Origin of the sequence: Roseiflexus castenholzii DSM 13941 (assembly GCF_000017805.1) — a bacterium.
GTDB lineage: Bacteria > Chloroflexota > Chloroflexia > Chloroflexales > Roseiflexaceae > Roseiflexus > Roseiflexus castenholzii.
Genome location: NC_009767.1, coordinates 1734496 through 1760329, shown reverse-complemented (window position 1 = coordinate 1760329; position 25834 = coordinate 1734496). Strand labels below are relative to the sequence as shown.

Annotated in this window: 22 protein-coding genes and 1 tRNA gene; 9 read left to right on the top strand and 14 right to left on the bottom strand. The window is 61.7% G+C overall.

The features are described 5' to 3' along the window. Nucleotides 1–9 precede the first annotated feature (9 nt). The 3 genes from RCAS_RS07025 to RCAS_RS07015 all read right to left on the bottom strand — a co-directional run bounded on the left by RCAS_RS07025 (nt 10) and on the right by RCAS_RS07015 (nt 2758). Nucleotides 10–267 carry a hypothetical protein gene (locus RCAS_RS07025; protein ID WP_012119901.1) on the bottom strand — a complete coding sequence of 86 codons (258 nt, stop codon included), beginning with the start codon at nt 265–267 and terminating at the stop codon, nt 10–12. Then, nucleotides 260–2350 carry a S9 family peptidase gene (locus RCAS_RS07020; protein WP_232280195.1) on the bottom strand — a complete coding sequence of 697 codons (2091 nt, stop codon included), beginning with the start codon at nt 2348–2350 and terminating at the stop codon, nt 260–262. The genes RCAS_RS07025 and RCAS_RS07020 overlap by 8 nt, the downstream gene beginning before the upstream one ends. Nucleotides 2351–2416: 66 nt before the next feature. Further along, nucleotides 2417–2758, bottom strand: a complete 342-nt coding sequence (locus tag RCAS_RS07015; RefSeq protein WP_012119899.1) for a hypothetical protein — start codon at nt 2756–2758, stop codon at nt 2417–2419. A 328-nt stretch (nt 2759–3086) separates the two neighbouring features. Between RCAS_RS07015 and RCAS_RS07010 the strand changes: the two genes are divergently transcribed. Then, a tRNA-Thr gene (locus RCAS_RS07010) sits at nt 3087–3162 on the top strand. 39 nt (nt 3163–3201) lie between these two features. On the opposite strand, the gene RCAS_RS07005 is transcribed toward RCAS_RS07010, so the two are convergent. The 11 genes from RCAS_RS07005 to hoxE all read right to left on the bottom strand — a co-directional run bounded on the left by RCAS_RS07005 (nt 3202) and on the right by hoxE (nt 14479). Then, nucleotides 3202–3423: a DUF2905 domain-containing protein gene (locus tag RCAS_RS07005; protein ID WP_012119898.1), complete on the bottom strand. Its 222-nt coding sequence runs from the start codon at nt 3421–3423 to the stop codon at nt 3202–3204. Nucleotides 3424–3607: 184 nt separating this feature from the next. After that, complete coding sequence (locus RCAS_RS25000; RefSeq protein WP_157042580.1) at nt 3608–3760, bottom strand: hypothetical protein; 153 nt, start codon at nt 3758–3760, stop codon at nt 3608–3610. Between the two features lie 97 nt (nt 3761–3857). Beyond that, nucleotides 3858–5825: a PAS domain S-box protein gene (locus RCAS_RS07000; protein WP_012119897.1), complete on the bottom strand. Its 1968-nt coding sequence runs from the start codon at nt 5823–5825 to the stop codon at nt 3858–3860. Nucleotides 5826–6016: 191 nt separating this feature from the next. Then, nucleotides 6017–6817 carry a DsbA family protein gene (locus RCAS_RS06995; RefSeq protein WP_232280194.1) on the bottom strand — a complete coding sequence of 267 codons (801 nt, stop codon included), beginning with the start codon at nt 6815–6817 and terminating at the stop codon, nt 6017–6019. A 1210-nt stretch (nt 6818–8027) separates the two neighbouring features. Then, nucleotides 8028–8246 carry a hypothetical protein gene (locus RCAS_RS06985; RefSeq protein ID WP_041330336.1) on the bottom strand — a complete coding sequence of 73 codons (219 nt, stop codon included), beginning with the start codon at nt 8244–8246 and terminating at the stop codon, nt 8028–8030. Nucleotides 8247–8592: 346 nt separating this feature from the next. Further along, entirely contained in the window at nt 8593–9036 is a 444-nt protein-coding gene (locus RCAS_RS06980) for a hydrogenase maturation protease (RefSeq protein WP_012119894.1), read from the bottom strand. 324 nt (nt 9037–9360) lie between these two features. After that, the gene (locus tag RCAS_RS06975) at nt 9361–10788 is read right to left on the bottom strand and encodes a Ni/Fe hydrogenase subunit alpha (RefSeq protein WP_012119893.1); all 1428 of its coding nucleotides are present in this window, start codon (nt 10786–10788) and stop codon (nt 9361–9363) included. An 11-nt stretch (nt 10789–10799) separates the two neighbouring features. Continuing rightward, nucleotides 10800–11345: an NADH-quinone oxidoreductase subunit B family protein gene (locus tag RCAS_RS06970; protein WP_012119892.1), complete on the bottom strand. Its 546-nt coding sequence runs from the start codon at nt 11343–11345 to the stop codon at nt 10800–10802. A gap of 120 nt (nt 11346–11465) precedes the next feature. Next, nucleotides 11466–12173 carry a bidirectional hydrogenase complex protein HoxU gene (gene hoxU / locus RCAS_RS06965; RefSeq protein ID WP_012119891.1) on the bottom strand — a complete coding sequence of 236 codons (708 nt, stop codon included), beginning with the start codon at nt 12171–12173 and terminating at the stop codon, nt 11466–11468. A 23-nt stretch (nt 12174–12196) separates the two neighbouring features. Beyond that, the gene (gene nuoF, locus RCAS_RS06960; RefSeq protein ID WP_012119890.1) at nt 12197–13795 is read right to left on the bottom strand and encodes an NADH-quinone oxidoreductase subunit NuoF; all 1599 of its coding nucleotides are present in this window, start codon (nt 13793–13795) and stop codon (nt 12197–12199) included. A 162-nt stretch (nt 13796–13957) separates the two neighbouring features. Continuing rightward, nucleotides 13958–14479 (bottom strand): bidirectional hydrogenase complex protein HoxE, encoded by a 522-nt coding sequence (hoxE, locus tag RCAS_RS06955; RefSeq protein WP_012119889.1) that lies wholly within the window; start codon nt 14477–14479, stop codon nt 13958–13960. A 153-nt stretch (nt 14480–14632) separates the two neighbouring features. Here hoxE and RCAS_RS06950 point away from each other — a divergent pair, with 153 nt between their 5' ends. The 8 genes from RCAS_RS06950 (at nt 14633) to RCAS_RS06910 (ending at nt 25827) form a co-directional block, all read left to right on the top strand. Then, the gene (locus RCAS_RS06950; protein WP_012119888.1) at nt 14633–17551 is read left to right on the top strand and encodes a VWA domain-containing protein; all 2919 of its coding nucleotides are present in this window, start codon (nt 14633–14635) and stop codon (nt 17549–17551) included. Nucleotides 17552–18667: 1116 nt separating this feature from the next. Beyond that, nucleotides 18668–19891: a DegT/DnrJ/EryC1/StrS family aminotransferase gene (locus RCAS_RS06940; protein ID WP_012119886.1), complete on the top strand. Its 1224-nt coding sequence runs from the start codon at nt 18668–18670 to the stop codon at nt 19889–19891. Further along, complete coding sequence (locus tag RCAS_RS06935) at nt 19888–21819, top strand: polysaccharide biosynthesis protein (protein ID WP_012119885.1); 1932 nt, start codon at nt 19888–19890, stop codon at nt 21817–21819. Before RCAS_RS06940 ends, RCAS_RS06935 begins: the two co-directional genes overlap by 4 nt. A gap of 9 nt (nt 21820–21828) precedes the next feature. Then, nucleotides 21829–22830, top strand: coding sequence for a tetratricopeptide repeat protein (locus RCAS_RS06930; RefSeq protein ID WP_012119884.1), 1002 nt, complete (start codon nt 21829–21831; stop codon nt 22828–22830). After that, nucleotides 22827–23378: a hypothetical protein gene (locus RCAS_RS06925; protein ID WP_012119883.1), complete on the top strand. Its 552-nt coding sequence runs from the start codon at nt 22827–22829 to the stop codon at nt 23376–23378. Before RCAS_RS06930 ends, RCAS_RS06925 begins: the two co-directional genes overlap by 4 nt. Then, nucleotides 23375–24082, top strand: coding sequence for a sortase (locus tag RCAS_RS06920; RefSeq protein ID WP_012119882.1), 708 nt, complete (start codon nt 23375–23377; stop codon nt 24080–24082). The genes RCAS_RS06925 and RCAS_RS06920 overlap by 4 nt, the downstream gene beginning before the upstream one ends. Before the next feature lie 197 nt (nt 24083–24279). Next, nucleotides 24280–25083, top strand: a complete 804-nt coding sequence (locus RCAS_RS06915; protein WP_157042579.1) for a sensor histidine kinase — start codon at nt 24280–24282, stop codon at nt 25081–25083. A gap of 51 nt (nt 25084–25134) precedes the next feature. Beyond that, nucleotides 25135–25827: a response regulator gene (locus RCAS_RS06910; protein WP_012119880.1), complete on the top strand. Its 693-nt coding sequence runs from the start codon at nt 25135–25137 to the stop codon at nt 25825–25827. The last annotated feature ends 7 nt before the right edge of the window (nt 25828–25834 follow it).

The window sequence follows — 25834 nt, the reverse complement described above, 5'->3', positions numbered from 1 at the left end:
TCTCACTCCTCAATCCGGCATCGGATAATCATCGAGATACCGCTTAAGCAGCACCACCAGGCGACTCAGGTCATCGATCCGCGCGCGCATGTGCCCGATGATCTCAGTGCGCTCGCCATCATCGAGCGTTTCGTCCGTCAGGCGACTCACCTGATCGCCAAGTGCGCTGACCGGAGCATACAGTTCGTGCAACAGCAACGACAACGTTTGCGGCGCGGTCAACTCCGCCCAGGGATGCGAGTCGGGCGCCTGATGATGTTCAGCCATCGGTAGACCCCCTACGAGGTGCGCCATCGTTGCCGGTGCGCGGTTGGCAGAACCGGTCGAACCACTCGAGAATGCGACGCATATGGTCGGCTCGATGGTCCGGCTCGCCGGTGCGGGTCAATTCGTGCCCTTCACGCGGGTAGCGCACAAATTCAACGACCTGTTTCCGCCGGCGCAGGAAGGCGAACAGTTGCTCCGCTTCGCTGATCGGCACGCGATAGTCACGTTCGGCGTGCAGAATGAGCAGCGGCGTGGTGATACGATGCGCATATGCCAGCGGCGAATGCCGCCAGAGCACATCGTGGTTTTCCCATGGAAATCCTTCAAAGACCAGTTCGACCAGTTCGTGCGCATCACTGGTGCTGTGCTGCGTCAGCAGATTGTAGACGCCGCGCGCCGCAGCGGCGCAGGCAAACCGATCACTGTGCGCGATCAGCCACACGGTCATATACCCGCCATACGAACCGCCGGTGACCGCTATGCGATGCGGATCGACATACCCGCGCGCGATCAGCGTATCGATCCCGGCGTGAATGTCGGGCGCATCGGCGAATCCCCAATTCGCCTGCGTCGCCAGGCGCCAGGCATCGCCGTATCCATCGGAGCCACGCGGATTGCAGAAGAAGACCACATACCCACGCGCAGCGACGGTCTGTAACTCGTGCCACATGCTGCGCACCCCTGGTCCCCACATCAGGTGCGGACCGCCGTGGATGTAGACCGCGAGAGGATAGCCGCCAGGTTGCGCTGGGTCAAAATCAGGCGGATGGAGTATCCATCCTTGCACCTTGCACCCATCAGGCGCAGTGTAGACCAGTTCCTCGAATGGCACGATGATCCGTTCTTCCAGCAGCGGTGCGTTGAACGCAGTCAACCGGCGCTCAACGCCGTGCTTGTTGCGAGCGTACAACTCGCAGGGATTGGCGGCATCCCCCGCCACAAACGCAATGGTTCCATCCCTTCCAGTATCAAACTCGGCGATAAACCGGTCATCGGGCATCTGCGCGAGCCGTTCGCACCCGCCACCATCGAGCGCGACGCGCCACAGCGGCTGCGCGCCGCGCCATCCGGCCAGGCACAGCAAGCCATCGCTCCCCGGCAGCCAGTCGTAGGCGGCGATGTTGAGGTCGGCAGCGGCGGTCAGATTGCGCGGCTCGCCGCCGGCCGCGTCCATCACCACCAGCGATGTCGCCGAGGCGAACGGCTGGTTCTCCGCCATGCGCAGGCATGCAATCCAGCGTCCATCCGGCGACGGTAAGGGCGCAAAATGGGTGAAACCAGGTGCAGTCAGACGCTGCGGATCAGCCCGTCCCTCCGGCAGAACAGGAACGCGCAACACATCGAAGAAGAAGAACTGTGAGTCTGCTTCCGGGTCGCGGGTAGCAGTCGTCAGCACCGACTGACCATCCGGCATCCACACCGGCGCGCCAAAATCGAGGTCGGCATCGGTGATGCGGCGCGGCTGCGGCGCCGGCGCGTCATCATCATCGGGAACCTCGATGATATACATCTGCGTGGAGCGGTCGTCGAAAAACTCGACGCCAGCGCGATAGGGGAGACGCCGCACCACGCGCGGATCAAAGCGACGCTGCTCTTCGTGCTTACGGCGCTCAACGAGTTGTTTGTGCATGAACTCATCGGCAGGTTCCGGCTCAGGCTCACTCGCGTCCTCACTTGCGCGCTCGGCGGCGTTCAGGCGCGAGAGGAACGCAATACGACGCCCATCGGGACTCCACGCCGGATCGCTGACCCCCTGCGGCAACGAGGTCAGGCGGCGTGCCTCGCCGCCATCGCGCCGTAGCACGTACAACTGCGGGCGATCATCACCGCGCACGCTGACGAACGCCAGCCAACGGCCATCGGGACTCCAGCGCGGCGCGGAGTCGTTCGTCCCGGAGGTCAAACGGCGCGGCGGACCGCCATCGGTTGGCGCGATCCAGATCGCACGACGGTTGGCATTTGCCGAACGGTCAATCGTGACACGCACGAAAGCAATCTCGCGACCGTCCGGGCTGACCTGCGGCTCTTCCAGCCAGCCAAGGCGATAAAGGTCTTCGACCGTAAAAGAAGATTTCTTTTGCACAGACGAATCCTGTACCGGTGCAATTGTTCGCGTCATCCCACCGATCACATCTCACGCACAGACAGGTCAGCGATCCTGCCACGCCGGAATATCGAACGGCGTAGAGGAGCGACGCAACTCACGGAATGTCTGGCGATCCACCGCACTTTCTCCCAGAAAGTAAAGCACGCCTGCCGGCACGTCATACCGGTAGCGCTGACGCATCCAGCGCCCTTCCGATCCCTGACGCAGCACATCGATCAGCCAGGCGGCGGCGTGCGCATCGTAGCGCTCGGCAAGAATCCAGACAAACTCATCGCGGCGAAACGTGCGCGCCATGCGCTGCCGTGCATCGTTCAAACTTTCCTCCGGTGTCGGCGGCTCAATACTCGACGGCAGGCCATTGCGCGGAGCGAGCAGAGCGGACATAGCCTTCCTCCCACACGGTCGTTGTGTTGGCGACACCATTATACCATCGTTGGGGCGGGCCTGAGACCCGCGCCGACGGGATGAGGCGGGGTGAGGGAGGGGCGGGTCTGAGACCCGCGCCGACGGGATGGGGCGGGGTGAGGGAGGGGCGGGTCTGAGACCCGCGCCGACGGGATGGGGCGGGGTGAGGGAGGGGCGGGTCTGAGACCCGCGCCGACGGGATGGGGCGGGGTGAGGGAGGGGCGGGTAGCCGCCGGGGGCATGGCAGGGGGCATCCGTCCAGACGTACATTGACGCATCCGACGCTCCCGTGCTACAATGGTGATGTGCCGGCGTAGCTCAGCTGGCAGAGCAACTGTCTTGTAAACAGTAGGTCGCGGGTTCGAATCCCGCCGCCGGCTCCACCGGAGCGGAACCCCTGAGATACGCAGGGGTTTTCTGTTTTATCGCCAAAAGCGCGCCAGCAGGTTGGCGATCACCGTCAATACCAGGCTGAGAAGCAGCATCGTTCCGATCGGGATGAAGATGCGCACATTCTCGCGCTCGATCAGAATATCGCCCGGCAATCGCCCCAGCCATGGCACTTTTCCGGCTAATAACAGCACGGCGCCGATCACGATCAACACCACGCCCATACCGATCAGAAGGCGTCCGATGTCGCCCATAACGAAGCCTCCGTATGCAAAACGTTGTTTCTGCACATGATACGAGAGGCAGCGGGAGTTTGTTGTGGAAGCGGCGCACTGTGTTGCGGCATTCCCCGTTCGCGCCAGGTCAATCTTTCAGGAGTGCATCCGGATAGTGATCGAACGCGCCGGTGCGCAGAACCGTCCGAACGAGTCGCTCCAATCAATCGAACAGGAGAATCCCCACCGGCACGCGCCGTTTTACCAGCGCATCACCGACGACCAACCCGGTTCCGTCATCATCCGGGAGGCTCTCCCGCGCGCCGGGCAACGATACAACGGTCTTCTTCAATTGGCGCGTTCCGTTTCTCGACATACGCAAGTCATCATTGAAATCAAAGACTGCGGGCGCGCCAATGGCGCGCCCCGACCGTCAACCCACGCGCTGCCCGCACGCCTCGGGTGGGTGCGCCTCATTGATGATGCCCCACCCGTTGCTCAAGGGCGTAGGCAATCCCCTGTTGCAGCGTTGGCTTGGCGACCATCTCACGCATTTCAGCGCCAATGTGGACGAGGGTCTGCGCGATCTCCGGGCTGATGCCGGTCAGCACCACGCGCGCGCCGAGCATACGCGCCGCCTGTGCTGCACGGATGAGCGCTCCGGCAACCTGTGTATCCACAACTTTGACGCCGGTGATGTCGAGGATAGCAATATCGGCGCTGTGATCGGCGATTCCCTGGAGCAGCGCCTCCATGATCTGTTGTGCGCGCATTGTGTCAATCGTGCCAATGATCGGCATCGCCACCACCCCATCGGCAATCGGCATGAGTGGCGTGCTCAGTTCGCGCAACGCCGCCTGCTGCGCCTGAATGATCTGCTCTTGCATCGCCTGCCGCTCACGCTCGGCGCGTCGCTGCTTCGTCATATCGCGCGATAACACAAGAATATCGTCGTTGCTGAACACCATACGCGCTTCAAAGTCGCGGACCTGATCGTTGATCAGAATCTGATACTGATAGGTTTGCATCTCGTGCGTGCGCTTGAGCGCCTCCATGTGCGTCAGCACCTGTTCCGCCAGATGCGGCGGCAGAACGTCTGCGACGTTCCGGTTGAGAAACGCTTCGGGCGGAAGAATGAGGTCGCCGCTGCTATCCGTTTTGTAGTCCAGAAAGACGCCATCGGCGCTGAGCAGGAACATGAGATCGGGGATAGCATTGAGCAACGCGCGATTACGCTGTTCACTGGCGCGCAGGCTTTCTTCCGCCTGGAGTTGTTCGGTGATGTCGCGATTGATCGACGCATAGCCGATCAGGTTGCGATGCCCGTCGTACAACGCCAATGCCGACGCTTGCACGGTGACAATCGAACCGTTGCTGTGCAGATAGCGGATCATCTCACGCGGCGCGCCGCCCTGCGTTACCTGTTGGGCAATAGCGCTCAACTTCTCCAGATCATCAGGATGGGTGATCATAGGAACGGTCATCCCAACCAGGCTGGAATATCCAAGCATTGCAGCGAGCGCAGGGTTGGCGTAGGTCAGCGTCAGATTCGTGTCGGCAATGGCAATCCCATCGGGCGCGTTCTCCACCAGCAACTTGAAGGTGCGCAGTTCATCTTCCTGCCGCTTTAGTGCGGTAACGTCTTCGTACATGCCCAGGACGCCGACAATCTCACCATCCCGACGCAGAGGAACCTTATTGGTGCGCAGCCAGATCGTCGAACCATCGCTGCGGGTCAGCATTTCTTCAATGTTCAGTTTCGGACCATGCTCGATCACATCGCGGTCGTCCGCCTGATACGCCGCTGCATGATCCTTCCATGGCATATCGAAATCAGTCTTGCCGATAATGTCATCGACTGAGGTCAACCCGGCATCGCTCAGGAGGCGCTGGTTTCCCCCCAGGAAACGCAACTCTCGATCCTTCCAGAAGATCGCCTGCGGCAGGTTGTCGATCACCAGTTGCAGCATCGTGCGGCTTTCGCGCAGTTCGCTGCGCAGTTGATGAAGCGCACCAATATCGTGGGCAATCGAGGTGGCGCGCTGCACCTGCCCCTGATCATCGTAGTGCAGCGTGATCGACCACAGCAGATGCGAGAACGAACCGTTGCGATGGATCACACGGTTTTCGATCACCCCGCCGCGTTCGTGGCGTTGCACCCATTCAACGAATACGCGCTGGGTCTCTTCAAGATCATCTGGATGCACAAACTCAAGCGATGATCGGCCAATGCACTCCTCCGGCGCATAGCCAAAGACAGACCGCGCAGCCGGGTTCACGTAGGTAAAGATACCGTTTGCGTCCACTTCGGTAATGAGCAGATCGGTGTCTTCGATGATCGCGCGGAAGCGCGCCAGTTCGCGCTCCAACTGTGCAACCCGCTCATACACATGCTCGTGTTCAGCCTTCATCGTCGAGTCGGATGGAGTGTTTGTGCTCATAACGGCGCTCCTGATGCGATAGTGATTCCGTGAAGAACGTTGATGCAAGCGTGGCAACTATTAGAGGAGCAGCACGGTCGGGGTGCGAACCTGTGGCAGCCAGTAGCCAGGAGCTACAGCGATCCGCCTGCCCGGAAGACAGGCAGATCCGCTATGAGTATAGCAGAGGAGGGTGCTACAGGCAACTCCATCTACATTGGCGAAGAGTGGTCGCGCCGGGCAAGCCACCAGAGGATGCTTCCGCCAACGACCAGCACAGCGAGACCGCCTGCTGCGCCGAGCGCCAGGTAGATGAACAGCGACGCCTGTGCCCCAAATCCCGGCGAGGCAGTCGCCGGATCGGGCTGTGCGCTCAGACGTTCATCGAGCAGGGCGCGCCAGGTGCCGAAACTCTGCGCGCCGGTCAACACATCGCCGCGCTCTGGACCGCCGGGCCAGCGCAGAATATAGGCAGGCGTTCCACGCAACCCGCGATTGCGCGCTTCTTCGATGTCAGCGGCAATTGCCTGCTCCGTCGTCGGATCACGCACGCATTCCTGGAGCGCGCCGGAGTCCAGCCCAAGTTCATCGCCATACCGCCTGAACACACGCTCCGACGCAGATGGGTCACCACCCCACTCGCCATCGATGTACCCCTGGAACAAACGTCGGTGCATGGGCCAGAATTGCCCTTGCCGCACGGCACAATGCGCATAGATCGCCGCAATCCGTCCCGCCGGATGCTGCGGCAGCGGATTATCGCGGTAGAGGTAGTAGACCTTGCCCGTCTCGATGTATTCAGCAATCAATTGCGGCTTGGCATCACGCACGAATGACGCACACGCCGGGCACTCGTAGTCGCTGTACTCGATGATGACAATGGGTGCGTTGGGGTCGCCCAACCCGCGTGGGTCGGCGTCATTCTGAGCCTGCGCATGATCCGTCATCAGTGCGGCTATGACCATGAACAGGAATAGCAATGCAGCAGCAGCGCGCTGGCGATGTGGCGTCATACCTGCCTTGTCGGTGTTCTGATACATCTCGAACAAAGATGTTCACAATACGAGGGAATCGACAATTATGAATACAATACCATGGTTTGAAGGAGTATGCCAGGGTAATCCCTCAGATTCGGACATGAGTTGGGACAGGGGGAAGGACCAACGCAGCGAAGGCTTCCGGCGCATTGCCGATGATCCGCCGCCGCGCGTGAGGTGAAATATCCCATCGTTGCCTCAGCAACATACACACCCCCGAAGAGCGTCTCCATTGCTGGTCCTTGTTGCGTTGCTCTCCCCCTGGTATTCGCTCCTCATCAGGGATGCTCTTCTCTCCCCGGATGCTTCCCCATCCAGGTAATCGCGCAACCCTGCCCCGATCAACCGCGCGCCTGGAGAGACCGACAACAACAGCGCCGCCATCTGCTCCATCCGATGCCGCTGCTTGTGCATCCGTCGAGTCATGTCCGGCAGGCGGGTCACATCCTGGAAAGATTGCTCAATCGGCATCCGGCATTGCGAGCGGCGCACCCCACGCTCGGGCTTCACAGCGGCGCAGACCGGTCCCGGTTCCAGACATCGATCAGGGTGACGCCGACGTTGATGGTAGATGACGGTCTCCTCCAGTGCACAAGGTCCGGTGGACCCCCTGTCATTTCGAGCGCAGCGAGAAATCTAACCATCCGGCGCGTGACGCGCGCCATGCCAAGGAGCGGCGGTCATTGTTGAAGATGTCTCGCTCCGCGCGCCATGACAAAGAGAGGATGGCGCGCTCCGCGCGCCATGACAAGGACCGGCGGCCCCCCTGTCATTTCGAGCGCAGCGAGAAATCTAACCATCCGGCGCGTGACGCGCGCCATGCCAAGGAGCGGCGGTCATTGTTGAAGATGTCTCGCTCCGCGCGCCATGACAAAGAGAGGATGGCGCGCTCCGCGCGCCATGCCAAGGACCGGTGGCCCCCTGTCATTTCGAGCGCAGCGAGAAATCTAACCATCCGGCGCGTGACGCGCGCCATGCCGGGGACCGGTGGTCGTTGTTGAAGATGTCTCGCTCCGCGCGCCATGACATTCGTTACTTTCGAGCATCAGGATACCCAGAATCCCCTTCCCCGACGACCTGGAGAGGGGGAAGGGGATGGAAGGGAAAAAGGCGTCGTGATGTGGAACGCATGACTCGCGTCAAAAACGCGCGACTCTTGCGAGAAGGAGGTGAGAACCGTTCCCTTCTATCGCCGGGCAAGCATATGTTCGATAATCAGAAGCGACTGGCGCAGGTGACGGGTGGGGAATCGTTCGTATCCGAGACGAACGTGACGCTGGAGTTGCTCGAGGTGCTGACGTGAGACCAGGATTTTGTCGTCGGCGGCGGGAGGAATGCCGGCACTCACAGAGTTGCCAATCGGCGCAACGGCTGCCGAGATGATGTGAGCAACACGCGACTCCATAAGGACCTCTCTCCTTGTTTCACGCACAGAGCCACCGACTCCACGGTATCTCTGTGTCCTGGCGATTGCGCAGTGTCCGAACACGCGCACTATGGGTGGTAGTATAGAATTAACTACGTTTTCACGAAAGAGGGCTTTGTGTCCCGCAGTTGTCTGACAGAGAGGAGTGACAGAGGGTAGTACCAAAGTCATAGCGCCGTCCGAAGTGCGTCGACCGGACAAAGAGCGGCATTGAGCGCCAGACTGCGCGACCCATCCGTAAACATCCGTCACAATCCGCGCCGATCCGTGTGCCCCTCCCACCACGCGCCGGCGCAGAACCGAGCGCCGTCCATCCAGGCGACTGTCATCTCTTGGAGATAAGATGCCGGACGATCTCAACTGCTTCGGCAACGCCGTCTTCTGCCCGACGGGAGAGAGGCGCACCGAAAACGGAATGGATTGCCGGGATACGGATGAGCCAGCCATTCGGCGCCTGACCATACACGGCAGCGGTGAGGGCCAGCAACCCTTCGGGAGTGGCAGTATGCCCAATCACGCTCCAACTGGCGCCCGACGTCAGATGAGTCACCCGCACAATCGGGCAATCGTCCAGGTCGGCATCGATAAAGATAGCCATCTGCGCCTGCGCCAGAAGCGCCGCATGTTCCGGCACTAACTGGTGCACGGAGAGAACCTGCGTATCGGGCAGTTGGAGCGCAGCAAGTCGCTCCGCCGCCACGCGACCGGCCGCATCGTCGCCGCGCAGGTCGTTGCCATAGCCAATGATGAGGATATGTGAGGAACGCATATTGTGTGTCCAGGAAGCGAGAACTGAGAAGCGAGAACCGGGAGGGGGTTATACCAATGACGATTGAAGATGCCGCATGCGTGTCATTCCGAGCCCTTCGCTTCGCTCAGGGTAAACTCAGCGAGGAATCTGAGCGGGTCGCACAAGACCCCTCGCGCTGCTCGGGGTGACAATGCCGGATGGTCACAGGTCATTGGTATTAGGGGTCAAGAACAATGCTATCGAAGAATTCATGCATCTAACCCCTGGCCCGCATTCCCCAACCTCGATCTCCCACTCCCCACCTGCAACCTTCCCCCCTGCAACGTTCAACCTTCAACATGATCACCGTCGCACTTCATCGAGCACCGTGCCGTCTGCGGCAATCAATGTCACTACCAGCGGCATCGTTCCGGCAGCATGCGTCGAGCAACTCAGGCACGGGTCGTAGGCGCGAATGCCTGCCTCTACCCGGTTCAAGGCGCCTTCGCTGATCTGGTCGCCTTTGACATAGTGCCGCGCAATCTGGGCGATCGTCCGATTCATCGCCAGATTGTTGTGCCCTGTTGCGATAATCAGGTTCACACTCTGGATCAGACCATGCGCATCAACGGTATAGTGGTGGAACAGAGTTCCGCGCGGCGCTTCACTCACCCCAATCCCCTCGAATTGATTAAGACCTGCTTCGGCGCGCAATCGCAGCGAGTCGAGATCCGGGTCGTCGAGTAAGAGCGAAATGCGCTCCAGCGCCGCCAGGATTTCGACCAGGCGCGCGTAGTGATAGTAGAACGATGAAGTAGCAATGCCACCGGCACGCTGCCGCATCTCTCCAAGTTCGGCATCTGCCAGCAGCGTGCCAATGCGGGTGCAGATGTTCAGGCGCGCCAGCGGACCGACGCGATACATCCCGGCGGGATACCCACGCGCCCGATAGTAGGGCATCTTCAAATACGACCACGGTTCGACCGCCTCGGCAATAATGTCGCGGTAGCGGCTTGGCTCGACCTGATCGGCAATAATCGCTCCGCCCGCGTCCACTACACGCAAACGTCCGTCGTAATGCTCCCACTCGCCATGAGGTCCGACCAATCCCAGGAAGAGCGACGGGAAATTGCCAAAGGTCGCCACCTCGGCGTGATGAGTATCGAGCAGGGCTTTGAAGCGACGGAGCGCATCAAGCACAGTAGCCCGCGCTTCCGGCAAACGTTGAGCGATGTCCGCGCGTTGCACAGCGGTTGGCGCCGAACGGACGCCACCGGGGACAGCCCACGCCGGATGAATCTTACTGCCGCCAAGCATGGCGATAATGTCCTGCCCGAACTGCCGCAGTCGGATACCCGCGCGTGCCAGGGTCGGATCGGCGGCCATCAGTCCGAAAACATTGCGTTGTGCCGGATCGCTGTCGAAGCCGAGCAGCAGATCGGGAGCGCTGAGGTGGAAAAAACTGAGCGCATGCGACTGTACCATTTGTCCCAGGTTCATCAGCCGACGTAGTTTCTCGGCGGCTGGCGGAATAGTGACCGAGAGCAGCGCATCACCTGCTTTCGCGGATGCCAGCAAATGGCTCACCGGGCATATTCCGCAAATGCGTGCTGTAATGCCGGGCATCTCCCAAAACGGGCGCCCTTCGCAAAAACGCTCGAAACCGCGAAACTCGGTGACATGGAAGCGTGCTTCCCGCACCTCGCCGTTGTCATCCAGATGGATGCTGATCTTGGCATGTCCTTCAATCCGGGTAACCGGATCGATCAGAATCTGACGGGTCGCAGGCATCCCGAATCCTCTCAACCAAACTTAATCATCTCGCGTCCGGTCAGGCGGATGTCTTCACCGGCAATGACCTGCTCGAGCAACGCTCGAATACGCGGCGCAGGCGGCGGACATCCGGGCAGGTACACATCGACCGGAACGACTTTATGCACCGGTTGGACTTTATCGAGCAACTGCGGCACAATGCCGGGAGCATGCGGCAGACAACCGGCAATCTCGGCGCGCTCGATGTAAATCGTGTGCAACAACGCCTCGGGCGCACCGAGCGGGTTGCGCAGCGCCGTCACATTGCCGGTGACCGCGCAATCGCCAAAGGCGATCAGGATTCGTGTACGCTCACGCACCTGACGGATCAGGTGCAGATGATCCTCATTGGCGACGGCGCCTTCCACAAGCGCCACATCGACATGGTCCGGGTATTCTTTCACATCGGCGAGCGGACTGTAGACCAGGTCAATGTGCTGCGCCAGTTCAAAGAGCCACTCATCGAGATCAAGGAATGACATATGGCATCCCGAACATCCGCCAAGCCAGATTGTCGCCAGTCGTCGTCTTTCCACGATACACTCCGCATCACGTACAGGCGAGACTCAAACCTGATCCTTTTCGCAGGAAACAAGCGGCGCCCTTTTGAATGTCACCCGTGCATGCACACGGGTGGGGCTGAGACCCGCCCCTGCTCACCAGCGTTGTTCGCGTGCAGCGACAATGTACGCAATTTTATTCCGGTCGCGCTCCATTTCGCCGACCGTCGCGCCACGCCGGAAAATCGCCCCTGTCGGGCAGGCGAGCACGCATTTGCCGCACGACGTGCAACTGCGCGCCTCGCCCCATGGCTGGCGCATATCGGTAATCACCCGCGCATCGGCGCCGCGTCCCGCCACATCCCAGGTATGCACTCCTTCGACTTCGTCGCACACCCGCACGCAGCGAGTGCAGAGCACGCAGCGGTTGTGGTCGATCCCGAAGAGCGGGTGAGAAATATCAACGTCGCAGCGCGGAAAGGCATAATCGAAGCGCACGTGATCCATGCCGACGGCAATCGCCAGGTCTTGCAGTTCGCAATGACCATTGGCGACGCACACCGCACACACGTGATTGCGCTCGGCAAAGAGGAGTTCGATGATCATGCGGCGATACTCGCGCAGACGTTCCGTATCGGTGCGCACCACCATCTCTTCGACCACCGGCGTCACGCATGCCGGGCGCAGCGCGCGACTGCCCTCGATCTCGACCAGGCAGAGCCGGCAGGCGCCGACGTCGCTCACGCCATCGAGGTGACAGAGCGTTGGGATCGAGATGCCGTGCTCACGCGCTGCCTGGAGGATCGTCTCGCCCTCCCGCGCACTGATCAGTTGATCGTCGATTGTAAACGTTCGCGCAGCCATCGTTGTTCCCTTCCCAATGACCCCTAACCCGCTAACCCCTCATCCCGGACGAACGCTTCATACTCTTCACGAAAGTATTTCATTGTGCTCAACACCGGATTTGGCGCCGACTGACCGAGGCCACAGAGACTGGTTTCCTTCACCATTATGCAAAGTTGCTCAAGCCGCGCAAGGTCGGCAGCGGTCGCCTGACCGGATCGGATGAGATTGAGCATATGCAGCATTTGCGCAGTACCTGCACGGCATGGAATACACTTGCCGCACGACTCGTCCTTGCAGAACTCCATGTAAAAGTGGGCAACATCGACCATATTGGTCGCGTCGTCCATAACCACCATACCGCCTGATCCCATGATCGAGCCGACGCGCTGCAACGATTCATAGTCAACCGGCGTATCGAGCAACGCAGCAGGAATACATCCGCCGGATGGTCCACCTGTTTGCACTGCCTTGACCCTGCCTTCGGGCACGCCACCACCCATCTCTTCGACGATCTGGCGCAGCGTGACCCCCATCGGCACTTCGATCAAACCGGTATGGCGAATTTTGCCGGTCAGGGCGAACACTTTCGTACCCTTGCTATGCTCTGCACCGATCGCAGCAAACCATTCCGCTCCATTACGAATGATCGGCGGGATGTTGGCAAAGGTTTCGACATTGTTGATGAGCGTTGGTCTGCCCCACAGCCCGCTTTCGGCAGGGTAGGGCGGACGGGGACGCGGTTGACCGCGCCGGCCTTCGATCGACGCCATGAGCGCTGTTTCTTCACCGCACACGAATGCCCCGGCGCCGACGCGAATATCGATGCGGAAGGTAAACCCGGCATCGAAAATCTGCGCGCCGAGCAGCCCAAGCCGCCGCGCCTGCGCAATTGCTCGTTGCAGACGCTGAATCGCCAGTGGATACTCAGCACGCACATAGACGTACCCCTGATCGGCGCCCACGGCATACGCGGCGATTGCCATGCCTTCGAGGATTTTGTGCGGGTCACTCTCGATGATGCTGCGATCCATGAACGCGCCGGGGTCGCCTTCGTCGGCGTTGCAGACGACATACTTGCGATCGCCGTGACTCTTGGCGACGGTCGCCCACTTCAGCCCGGTCGGATACCCGGCGCCGCCGCGCCCGCGCAGACCGCTGCGGGTGACGACATCGATCACTTCTGCCGGAGTCATATCGTGCAGCACGCAGTAGAGCGCCTGATACCCGCCTGCCGCGATGTATGACTCGATGCGTTCCGGGTCGATAATGCCGCTGTTTTCCAGGACGATCCGTTTCTGCAAGGTAAAGAAGGGGTGCTGTGGATCGCCTCGCGGCGCCGTCGCATCGCCGCCATCGAGCGCCGCGACAATCGATGGTGCATCAGCAGCGTGCACATGCTCGTAGAGCACCCCATCGGGATCGACGCGCACGAGTGGACCATGACCGCACATCCCCATGCATCCGACGCCGATCACCTCGATATCGGTGCGATCCACTTCGGCAACCGCTTCTTCGAGCCGCTGCTTCAGCGAAAGTGACCCCGCCGACTGACATCCGAGCGCTGTGCAGCAGCGAATACAGGTCGGTCGCCGCATAGTGCGTTCGTGTTCGGCAATGGTGAGAAGTTCGCTTATATCCATAGTGAGAACCAAGAACTGAGAACTAAGAACTGAGAACCAAGAACTGAGAACTAAGAACTGAGAACTAAGAACTGAGAACTAAGAACTAAGAACCAACCCATATTCAACGTTCAACGTGCAACCTTCAACTGTCTTCCTATCGTCCTCTGTGCCTTTGTGTGATTAATCCTTTTCCTTAAGGCGCTCCAGCCAGACCTGCACCTGTTCTGGCGTCTGATGACCGGTAATCGCGCCATCGAACACAACGGTCGGCGCAATGCCGCACGCACCCAGGCAACGCGCCGTTTCCAGCGACAGGCGTCCATCAGGCGTGGTGTGCCCTGCTCTGATCCCAAGCGTCTGTTCGGCTGCTGCCAGGATTGCCGCTGCACCGCGAACGTAGCAGGCAGTGCCAAGGCAGACGACGCACGAATGCTCTCCCTTCGGCGCCAGCGAGAAGAAGTGATAGAACGTCGCTACACCATACACCCGGCTCGGCGGAAGGTGCAGGCTGTTGGCAATGTAGAGCAGCAGATCGTTCGAGAGATAGCCAAACAACTCCTGCGCGCGGTGCAGTACCTCGATCAGCGCATCTGGGCGATACTGGTGTTTCTTCATCGTGGCTTCGAGCAGTTTGAAGCGATTGTCGCCGCTGGGATGCGACGCCTGCTCTGAAACGGGGGGCTGTGAGCGCGTGACAGCCATAGGTGTATCCTCATCGATACATTGTTTGCCTGGGCGCAAACCCTGCGGCGTTACTATATCACGCGCAGCGCACGCCATTGAGAAAGATTTGATTATCGGCAGATAACAGGCGTCAACACGCCAGAAGCAATTCTATCATGGTATACTGAAACCATGATTCGCCTCTCGTTCATTACGCCTCTCGCCCTCACGCTCCTGGCGCTGATCCCGGCGCTGTGGGCTTTGACGCTGCTGACGCCGCGCCGCCTGGCCCCCTGGCGCTTCTGGTCGAGCCTGGTTCTGCGCAGCATCATCCTTCTTGCGCTGACGCTCGCCCTCGCCGGGACGCAGATCGTCCTGCCGGTGCGCGAACTGACGACGGTGTTCCTGGTCGATGTGTCGGACTCGATGACGCCGGCGCAACGCGAACGCGCCTTGCAGTACGTTAACGACGCACTGGCTGCCATGCCTCCAGGCGACCAGGCGGCTGTCGTGGTGTTCGGCGACAATGCGCTGGTGGAGCGCGCTCCTGGTCCAATCGGTCCGCTGAGTCGCCTGACGTCGGTTCCGATCACGACACGCACCAATCTCCAGGAGGCAGTACAGTTGGGGCTGGCGCTCTTCCCGGCGGAAACGCAGAAGCGCCTGGTGCTCATTTCGGACGGCGGCGAGAATGCCGGGCGTGTGGCGGATGCAGCGCAACTCGCGGCTATTCGGAAGGTGCCAATCGATGTCGTCTACATGCCGGGCGAGCGAGGTCCTGATGTCATCGTTGCCGGGCTGAGCGCGCCAGCCGTCGTGCGTGAAGGGCAGGACCTCACGTTGCAGGCGAATATCACGTCCAACTATGCGACGAGCGGACGTTTGCAAACGTTTGTGGACGGGCAACTGATCGGTGAGCAGGAACTCTCCATCCCTGAAGGAGCGAGCACCATCGATATTCGCGTCCCTTCGGGCGAAACCGGGTTTCGCCGCATCGAAGTGCGCCTCGACGCCGATGGGGACACAGAGCCGCAGAACAATCGTGGGGCGGCGTTCACCGAAGTGTTGGGACCGCCGCGCCTGCTGTTGATCGCCTCCAACGAGGCGCGCGCCGTCAATCTGCGCGACGCGCTGCGCGCCGCCGAGGTGCGTGTCGATGTCCTCCCGCCGGATCAGGCGCCCGCCACTCTGGATCAGCTCGGCGCCTACGCTGGGGTGATAATTGTCGATACGCCAGCGCGCGATATGCCTCGCACATTGATGGAGGCGCTGCCGGTTTATGTGCGTGAACTGGGGCGTGGGCTTGCCATGGTCGGCGGCATCGATTCATTTGGCGCCGGGGGGTATCGGCGCACGCCGCTGGAGCCAGTGCTACCGGTGTTGCTCGATCCGCTCGACACAAAGCAGCAACCGGACCTGGCACTGGTGATGGTGATCGACCGCAGCGGCAGCATGTCGGAGTTGGTGGGCGGAAGCCGACGCAACCGGCTCGACCTCGCCAAGGAAGCGGTTTATCAGGCAAGCCTTGGTCTGACCCCGATCGATCAGGTCGGGCTGGTTGTGTTCGACGATGCGGCGAATTGGGTGCTGCCGCTGCAACGCTTGCCTTCGGTCGTCGAAATCGAACGGGCGCTCGGTTCGTTTGGCATCGGCGGCGGCACGAATATTCGACCGGGCATCGAACAGGCAGCACAGGCGCTGGCTTCCGCCGATGCAAAGGTCAAGCACGTCATTCTGTTGACCGATGGCATCGCAGAAAGCAACTACAGCGATCTGATCGCGCAGATGCGCGCCGCCGGCGTCACCATTTCCACGGTTGCAATCGGTGAAGACGCTAATCCCAATCTGGTCGATGTGGCGAATGCCGGCGGCGGTCGTTCCTATCGTGTGACCAGGATCGAGGACGTGCCGCGCATTTTTTTGCAGGAGACAATCATCGCCGCCGGGCGCGATATTGTCGAGGAGCGGATTGAACCGCAGGCGGGTCTTCCCTCGCCGATCATCCGCAGTCTGGGAGGGTTGCCGCCGCTCTATGGCTACAATGGCACCGAGGTGCGCGAAGCGGCGCGCACGTTTTTGTTCACACCTGATGGGAAGCCTTTGCTGGCGCAATGGCAGTATGGTTTGGGGCGCGTTGTCGCCTGGACGAGCGACGCACAGGGGCGCTGGGCGCGCGACTGGATTGCCTGGGATCAGTTTCCGCGCTTTGCCGGCGGGATGACCGATCTCTTGCTTCCACCACGCGAAAGCGGAACGCTCGAACTCCGCGCGACTGCCGCTGGTCCGCGCGCATTGATCGAGTTGACCGCTCAGGACGAGCAGGGACGTCCGCTTAACAATCTGGTTATTGCAGGGCGCGCCGTCGATCCGCAGAATCAGGGAACTGCGGTCCAATTTCAGCAGATCGGTCCGGGCCAGTATCGCGCAGTCGTCGATACATCGTCGCCGGGCGTCTACCTGGCGCAGGTGGCGGTTTCCGATGCGGAAGGACGACAAATTGGCGTCGCGGTGACCGGCATTGTGGTCAGTTATTCGCTGGAATACAGCGCGCAGCGCGAAAATCTGCCACTGCTCAGCGACGTAGCAGGCATCAGCAGCGGGCGGATCAATCCTCCACCTGATGTGGTCTTTGCGTCACCCAATCAAAATGTCGGTTCAGTGCGAGAGATTGGACTTCCGCTCCTCTGGCTGGCCCTTCTCCTCTGGCCCCTCGATATTGCCGCGCGGCGTGTGATGGTACGGATGGACGACGTGGCGCCGTGGCTTGAACGGCTCCGTCGGCGGCGACCGTCGTCGGTGGCTGCGCCGGAGGCGGCGTCAACCATGACACGACTCGGCGCTGCGAAACGGCGCGCGATGATTGCGCGCACATCGCCGAATCGCGCCGCTGCCAGCTCGGAGCAATCGGTTACGCCGCCGGTGATGACGCAGTCTCGCCAGACGCCACCTCCTGCGCCAGAGTCCCGCCCGTCTGCGCCAGCGTCGGGCGCATCCGAGACGCGCGCCCGATCATCCGAAAAACGTCCGGTCTCGCCGGAAGCGACGGAAGAACAGTTCGCCCGGTTGTTGGCGGCGAAACAGCGCGCGCGGCGCAAATCGGAGGAGCGGTAATCTCCGGCTTGGGGTACGCCGGAGGCGTGGGGCACGCCGGAGGCGTGGGGTATGCCGGAGGCGCGGGGCACGCCGGAGGCGTGGGGCACGCCGGAGGCGCGGGGTATGCCGGAGGCGCGGGGCACGCCGGAGGCGTCGGGCACCCCCGGCGCGGGGCACGCCGGAGGCGTCGGGCACCCCCGGCGCGGGGCACGCCGGAGGCGCGGGGCACGCCGGAGGCGTGGGGCACGCCGGAGGCGCGGGGCACGCCGGAGGCGTCGGGCACCCCCGGCGCGGGGCACGCCGGAGGCGCGGGGCACGCCGGAGGCGTGGGGCACGCCGGAGGCGCGGGGCACGCCGGAGGCGTGGGGCACGCCGGAGGCGCGGGGCACGCCGGAGGCGCGGGGCACGCCGGAGGCGCGGGGCACGCCGGAGGCGCGGGGCACGCCGGAGGCGCGGGGCACGCCGGAGGCGTGCCCCTACTACTACTACTACGTGTCCCTGTCCACGGGGGGCGCGGTGTGCCTCCGGCGTCGGGCACCCCCGGCGTGGGGCACGCCGGAGGCGCGGGGCACGCCTGAGGCGTGCCCCTACTACTACGTGTCCCTGTCCACGGGGGGCGCGGTGTGCCTCCGGCGTCGGGCACCCCCGGCGTGGGGCACGCCGGAGGCGCGGGGCACGCCTGAGGCGTGCCCCTACTACTACGTGTCCCTGTCCACGGGGGGCGCGGTGTGCCTCCGGCGTCGGGCACCCCCGGCGTGGGGCACGCCGGAGGCGCGGGGCACGCCTGAGGCGTGCCCCTACTACTACGTGTCCCTGTCCACGGGGGGCGCGGTGTGCCTCCGGCGTCGGGCACCCCCGGCGTGGGGCACGCCGGAGGCGCGGGGCACGCCTGAGGCGTGCCCCTACTACTACGTGTCCCTGTCCACGGGGGGCGCGGTGTGCCTCCGGCGTCGGGCACCCCCGGCGCGGGGCACGCCGGAGGCGTGCCCCTACTGCAATTCACCCCTTTCGCCTCGGGTGAAATCCGCCATGTAGCGTATTCCAGCGTAGCCGACAGGCAGACGCGCATCGATGATCGCGGCATTACACTCCTTTCAGCAGCAGCGAGATACGCTGCGGAAAGGAGAATTCGTCATGGCGATACGCATTCCCATGTCATCCCCCGATATTGGTGATACGGAAGTGCAGGCGGTCGTCGAGACGCTGCGCACACCAACGCTGAGTATTGGTCCGCGCCTCGAAGCGTTTGAACGCGCTGCTGCCGCAGTTGCCGGTGTGACGTGGGGTGTTGGCGTCAATTCAGGCACCAGCGGGTTGCACCTGTGCATGATTGCTGCCGGAGTGGGCGACGGCGACCTGGTGATCACCACACCATTCTCGTTCATTGCCTCGGCGAACTGCGTGCTGTATGAGCGTGGGATTCCGGTGTTCGTCGATGTCGATCCGGCAACAGGAAATATCGACCCGCACCTTGCAGCCTCGGCTGCCGACGATCTGACACGCGGCGGCGTGGCTGCCGACCGCTGGCTGCCGCCAGTGCTGCGCGGTGCGCACCGCTCCGCAGGACGATTGCGTGCGCTGCTGCCGGTGCATGCCTTCGGGCAACCCGCCGATATGGATCCGCTCCTCGATACCGCCCGCAACCACGATCTGGCGCTGATCGAAGATGCCTGCGAAGCCATTGGCGCAGCCTACAAGGGACGCCCGGCAGGATCGCTCGGCGATGCAGCAGTCTTTGCTTTCTACCCCAACAAACAGATCACCACCGGTGAAGGCGGCATGATCGTCACCAACCGCGAGCCGTGGGCGCACCTGTTCCGTAGCCTGCGCAACCAGGGGCGCGATGTGTTCGATGGCTGGCTCAACCATACCCGCCTGGGGTACAACTACCGCCTCGACGAACTGAGCGCTGCCCTCGGTCTGGCGCAGGTGCAGCGATTGGACGCACTGCTGGCGAAGCGCGCGCGCGTTGCGGCCTGGTACAACGAACGACTCACGGACATAGAGTTGATCGCAACGCCACGCATCGCACCCACGACGACGCACATGTCGTGGTTCGTCTACGTGGTGCGCATTTTGCCGCCTGCTCAGCGCGATACGGTCGTGCGCCTGCTGGCGGAGCGCGGCATCCCCAGCCGACCATATTTCACCCCCATTCACCTGCAACCATTCTACCGCGAGCGGTTTGGCTACCGTGGCGGCGAGTTTCCTGTGACTGAACATCTGGGAGCGGTCTCGCTGGCGCTGCCGTTTTCAAGTGTGATGACTGAAGCGCAGGTCGATGTCGTGTGCGAGGCGCTCTACGATGCCGTGCAGCGCAGTGTGCCGCTTTCGGCGCCTGGAGGAATAGAGCGATGATGCAACGACTCAAGAATCGGCACTTTTTGATCTTCGATGTGCTGCTCGTGCCGCTGGCAATCTACGTCAGCTTCGTGCTGCGCCTCGAAACGTTCGATCTCAAGACGTACTGGGTGGCATGTGCGCACTTCTGCCTGATGGCAGTCATCGTCACTCCACTGATATTTCGCGCATTCGGCGTCTATCGCCGCTACTGGCGCTACGCTTCGTTCGAGGAAGTGCTGCTGCTCTGCAGTGCAACCTCGCTGGCAATGGGAGCCACTGCGATCCTCCTCACACTGCTCGACATTGTGACGCCGGTGATAGCGACAGTCCCGCGTTCCATTCCATTCATCGTTCCGCCAATCGCCGCATCGCTCGTCAGCATTCCACGATTGCTGGTACGCATCGGCGCAGCGCGCGAGCGCCGCCGCCGCGCCACCGACCGACCTGCGCCTGTGCTGATCATGGGGGCCGGCGATGCTGCATCCATTATTGTGCGAGAGATTCAGCGCAACCCCAGGCTCGGCATGGAGGTTGTCGGGTTGCTGGATGACGATCCGACGAAGCGCGGCTTGCGATTGCACGGCGTCGAGGTGCTTGGCGACCGCCATGCCATTCCATCGCTGGTAGCGCAACATAAAGTACGCCAGGTCATTATCGCCATGCCGGGCGCGCCAGGGAAAGCGGTGCGCGACATCATGCACATCTGTGAGTCTGTCGGAGTTGCCGTGCGCATTGTGCCCGGCATGCACGAACTGATCGATGGCACGATCAGCGTCAGCAAACTACGCACCATTCAAATCGAAGACTTGCTCCGCCGCGCGCCGGTGCAGACCGACACAGCCGCAGTGCGCGGGCTGGTTGCCGGGCGACGCGTGCTGGTGACCGGCGGCGGCGGCTCGATTGGAAGCGAACTCTGCCGCCAGTTGCTGCGCTTCGGTCCATCGCATCTCATCGTTCTCGGACACGGCGAGAATAGTGTTTTCGAGATCTGCAATGAACTCGACTGCCTGGCGGAAGCGCACCTTGATCAATCGCCCTGCATTGTACCGGTCATCGCCGATATTCGCGACCTGGAACGGCTGCGCTCCGTTTTTGCCATCCACGCACCCGAACTCGTTTTCCACGCCGCAGCGCACAAACACGTCCCGCTCATGGAAGCGCATCCGGTTGAAGCCATCAGTAACAATGTCGTTGGAACGCGCAATCTGCTTGATGTCGCGCTCGAAACCGGCGTCGAACGTTTTGTGATGATCTCATCGGACAAAGCAGTCAATCCGACGAGCGTTATGGGTGCAACCAAGCGCATCGCCGAAATGCTCGTTCTCGACGCCGCGCGGCGCAGCGGTCGTCCTTTTGTGGCGGTACGTTTCGGCAATGTGCTCGGCAGTCGCGGGAGTGTCGTGCTGACGTTCAAGCGCCAGATTGCAGCAGGGGGACCGGTGACCGTCACCCATCCAGAAATGCGGCGCTATTTCATGACCATTCCCGAAGCCGTGCAACTCGTGCTTCAGGCATCGGTGCTGGGACGCACGGGTGAGATCTTTATGCTCGACATGGGCGAACCGGTGAAGGTAGTCGATCTGGCGCGCGACATGATCCGTCTATCGGGGCTGGAAGTCGGGCGCGACATCGACATCTGCTTTACGGGGATGCGCCCCGGCGAGAAACTGTTTGAAGAACTGTTCGCCCGTGGCGAAGAGTATCAGCCGACGGCGCACAGCAAAATCTTCATCGCGGCAGGCGCCAGCAACAACATTCCGCTCGCGCTACGCACCGACGTGACTTCACTCGAACGGACGGCATGCACCGGCAACAATGCCGCCATCCGCCGTCTGCTGCGCGACATTGTACCGGAATACTGCCCACCGGAGTTTCTGCCGCCTGTACCGGTCAATGACAGAACCACGCAGCCCGTGCGGATTCGTCCGTTGCAACCGGCATGAGGGATGCCCATGACAATTGACACGATAACAGAGATGCCGCACTCGACACCAGACGATCTTGCCGGTGCAGTAGCGCCATCGGACGACGAGGTGCAGCCGCAGAACACCGTCATATGTGCGCCTCTTGAGACGCTGCTGGCGCAGGCGGCTGAGTCGCCGACGGTTGCCGAGAATCTGGCGTATCGCTGCCTGCGCCTGGCGGACACGCCGCAGGCGCAGGCAGCGCCAGATGCGACTATCGCGTTGTTGATGCGGGTAGCGGACATCTGCGCCGGAACACTCAGTGAAGCGCATCCGGGGGTTGGCGCGCTCCGCTGCTCTCTGGGAGACCTGTTGCTTGCGACACGGCAGATAGAAGCAGCACGCCAGCAGTATGAGATGGTGCTGGCAGCGCACCGTTCCAATGTGTTCAGCGACAGTGCGATCATCGCCTGCGCGCTCAGCGGTTTGGGTGATGCATTGCGCGCCGAGCGCAAATACACCGCAGCCCTCATGTGTCTGCAACGCGCGCTGCGGCGGCAGTCCGAACTGCATGGCGCGCATCCTGCAACGGCGCAGACCCACACCCGCCTCGGCGCGCTCTGGTTCGAGCAGGGGCGTTATACCCAGGCGCGCTTTCACTTCCAGGAAGCGTTGGCGATCCGCGAGGCCACGCTGGGAACACGGGACCCGGCGACAGCGCAGAGTCTGCACAATCTGGGCGTGACTCTGGCAGCGCTCGGCGATCTGCGCAGTGCGCGCGTCTGTCTGGCGCAGGCGCTGGCGATCCGCGAGGATCGCCTGGGGCGCGCGCACCTGGCGACGGCGCACAGTCTGGAGGCGCTCAGTCGCGTATTGGCAGACCTTGGCGATGATGAGAGCGCACAGTACTGCCGCGAGCGCGCCGCCGCGCTGTACCGCGCGCAAGGGGGCGATCGACGAACACGGGGTGCGGCAGAGGCGATGGTGGAACGACAACCTCAGCAGCGCGGCGGCGCGCGCTGGATGAACCGGTTTCGGAGGAATGTATGAAGCACTGGATGGTTATGCGCATCTTCTTGCTGCTACCGCTCTTCCTCTCGCTGAGCGGCGCGACGGCGCAGGAACGTCCCACTCTGACGACGCTTCCACCAACTGAACTGTTGACCATACTGGTGGATGTTGAAGGCGCCGGGCATCGTATCACAGGCGCCTATGTCGTTCGGCGGGCAATGGACGGCAATGGCGCAGTCTGGTGGTCGTTTCGCGGCATGCTCGACGGCGAACTCGAAGAAGTTGATGGTGAAGCATTCGAGCGTTGGGCAATCGATGGAAGCCTCACAATCGAACTGACGGCTTTCAACCATCCCGATTTCAGCATCGACCAACTTCCAACGAAACGCATCACACTGATGCCGGGATGGGATGGTCTGATGATGATTGCCGGCGTGCCGCTGGCGGTCAAAGGTGAGTATCGTGCTCCTGGCACAGGAGGTTCACCGGTGCTGATCGTCACGAACGCCGGGCGCGGCACACGCACGATGACCGAACTGCCAAACACATCAGGTCCCCCCAATGCGAAAGGAGCGTTTGAGCAATGAGCGGTATTCCTGTGTTTCATTATCGCTATCGCCCGTTCCTGACGGTGATCGCAGCGATTGCGCTCATCCTGCTGGGTATTGGTGCGGTCTATCTGGTCTGGATGAACATGCTGCGCGATCAGGAACGGCTCAATCCTTCTACCGAGCGTGTGCTGGTTACCACCGACGGTCAGCGCATTCCACTGGACCGCTCCAGCCCGACGGTCGCCGCCACGGCGGGAGCCGGATCCGGTGCGACAACCAGCCCACAGATCACGCCGGAAGCGTCTGCCACGCCAATGCCGGCGACCGACCCGCTTCCACCAGAACGCCTGATCATTCCGCGCATCAATGTCAACTGGCCCGTGACCCTGGCAGACATCGATCATTTGCCGAAGTTCCGCGGCGTCGGCTGGATATTCGGCACCGGCTTCCCCGGCATGCAAGGAAACATGGTGTTGACCGGACATATGGGCGGACCCTACGCGACTTTTGAACGTCTGCACGAAGTGCAGCCGGGCGATGAAATTCTGGTTCAGACTGAGTCGGACATGCATCGCTACCGCGTGCAAACAGTCTACGAAACAACACCCGACGATGTGCGAGCGATGGCGCCTGACGACCGGATGATCGCCACCCTTATCACCTGTAGCGGCGACTGGATCCCCGAACAACAGACAAATGCGCGACGATTGATCGTGGTTGCTGTGTATGAAGGGAGATGATAATACCAGAAACTCCACAATTATTACAGTTCAATGACGATCTTACGAATGTACATCGTTCAGTCGATAGATACGATGCATATACATAAACAACCGGCTTTTGACGATCTTTAGAATACATTCTGCAATCATGCGTGCTGTGTTGTCGAAGTATGATCGTAGCGTGGTTTATTCGAGTACGACAACACAGCACGACCATGAAACATCAACTTACGACCCTCATCCCCGAAACCAAACGACACACCTCATTTCCGTTCGATCGAGCACAAACCGCACCCGAACACTGGCGCAAGGAGCGCGAGCAGTTGTTGCTCCTTCTTGCCGAGCGCGAGGCGGAGATCCATCTGCTGCGCCGTATGGTATTCGAGGCGCAACGCGCCGGGCAGCGCCGGATCGCTCGTGAGTTGCACGATGGCGTGGCGCAGCAGATCACAGCCGCCTGCCTGCACCTTCAGGCGTTGGCCGGCAGATATCGTCCACGGTCGCCCAAAGCACGTGCAACGCTCGAGCGGGCCATCGAACTGACCCGCAGCGCCGCCGATGAGGTGCGCCGGGTGATCGCCGATGCGCCGCCTGCGGCGCTCGAGACCCATCGCCTGGCAGAAGCGATTTGCAGCGAAGCGATGGCGTTACAACGCGATGGATGGCGGGTGACGACCCGAATTGCCGATGTTGGTCGGTTACCAGAGGATGTCGAACTGGCACTGTTTCGCATCGCTCAAGAAGCGCTCCAGAACATTCGACGGCACGCGGGACGCTGCCGGGTACAGGTGACGCTGGCGCGCGAGGGAGCGTGTGTGCGGCTGGAGATTGTCGATAACGGGTGTGGCTTCGATCCGCAGCAGACCGCCGCAGGGCGCTTTGGTCTGGCGGGTATGCAGGAGCGCGCAGCATTGTTGGGGGGAACCGTGATCATCCAGAGTCATCCTGGCTGCGGGACACGGATCGCGATCCGTATTGATATGGAAACTGATGATGAAACACGGATGTGGACGAATTGAGACAGATGCGCACCATGGGCGATATTCTCGCCATATGAAGGGTTAAGCACTATGACGTTCAACCCGACTGCTGGAAGTTCATCGCCATCTACGCGTGTCCTGATCGTGGACGATCACGAACTGGCGCGCGCCGGGCTTGCAGCGGTGCTGGCATGCGAACCAGGCATCGAGGTCGTCGGCGAAGCGGACAACGGCGCCGCTGCGCTCGATTTCGTGGCGCGCCATCCGGTGGACCTGGTGATGATGGATTTGCAGATGCCCGTGATAGATGGCATCGAGGCGACGCGACGGATCAAGGCGTTGCATCCCGCCATCGGCATCATTATGGTCACCGTGCAGGCAAAACCGGACGCGCTGATGGAAGCGTTGCGCGCCGGCGTCGCCGGGTACCTGCTCAAGGACGCGAGCCGACGTGAGATCATCGGCGCGGTGCGGCAGGTGTTGCGCGGCGAGGCGTTCCTGAACCCAGATCTGGTGCTGCAAACGCTGCGTCGGCTGGCGCATGCGACGCCAACCGATGACGCGACGCCAATCGAGCCGCTAACGCCCCGCGAGCAACAGGTGTTGCGCCTGCTGATGCAGGGTAAAACAAACCGGGAGATCGCTCGCGAACTGATCATCAGTCCAGGAACGGTCAAGGTGCATGTCGAGCATATCATTGCGAAACTCGGCGTGTCGGACCGCACACAGGCGGCGGTGCGGGCGTTGGAGTTGGGGTTGGTGAGGGATAAGGGAAGAGATTAGGGGTCAG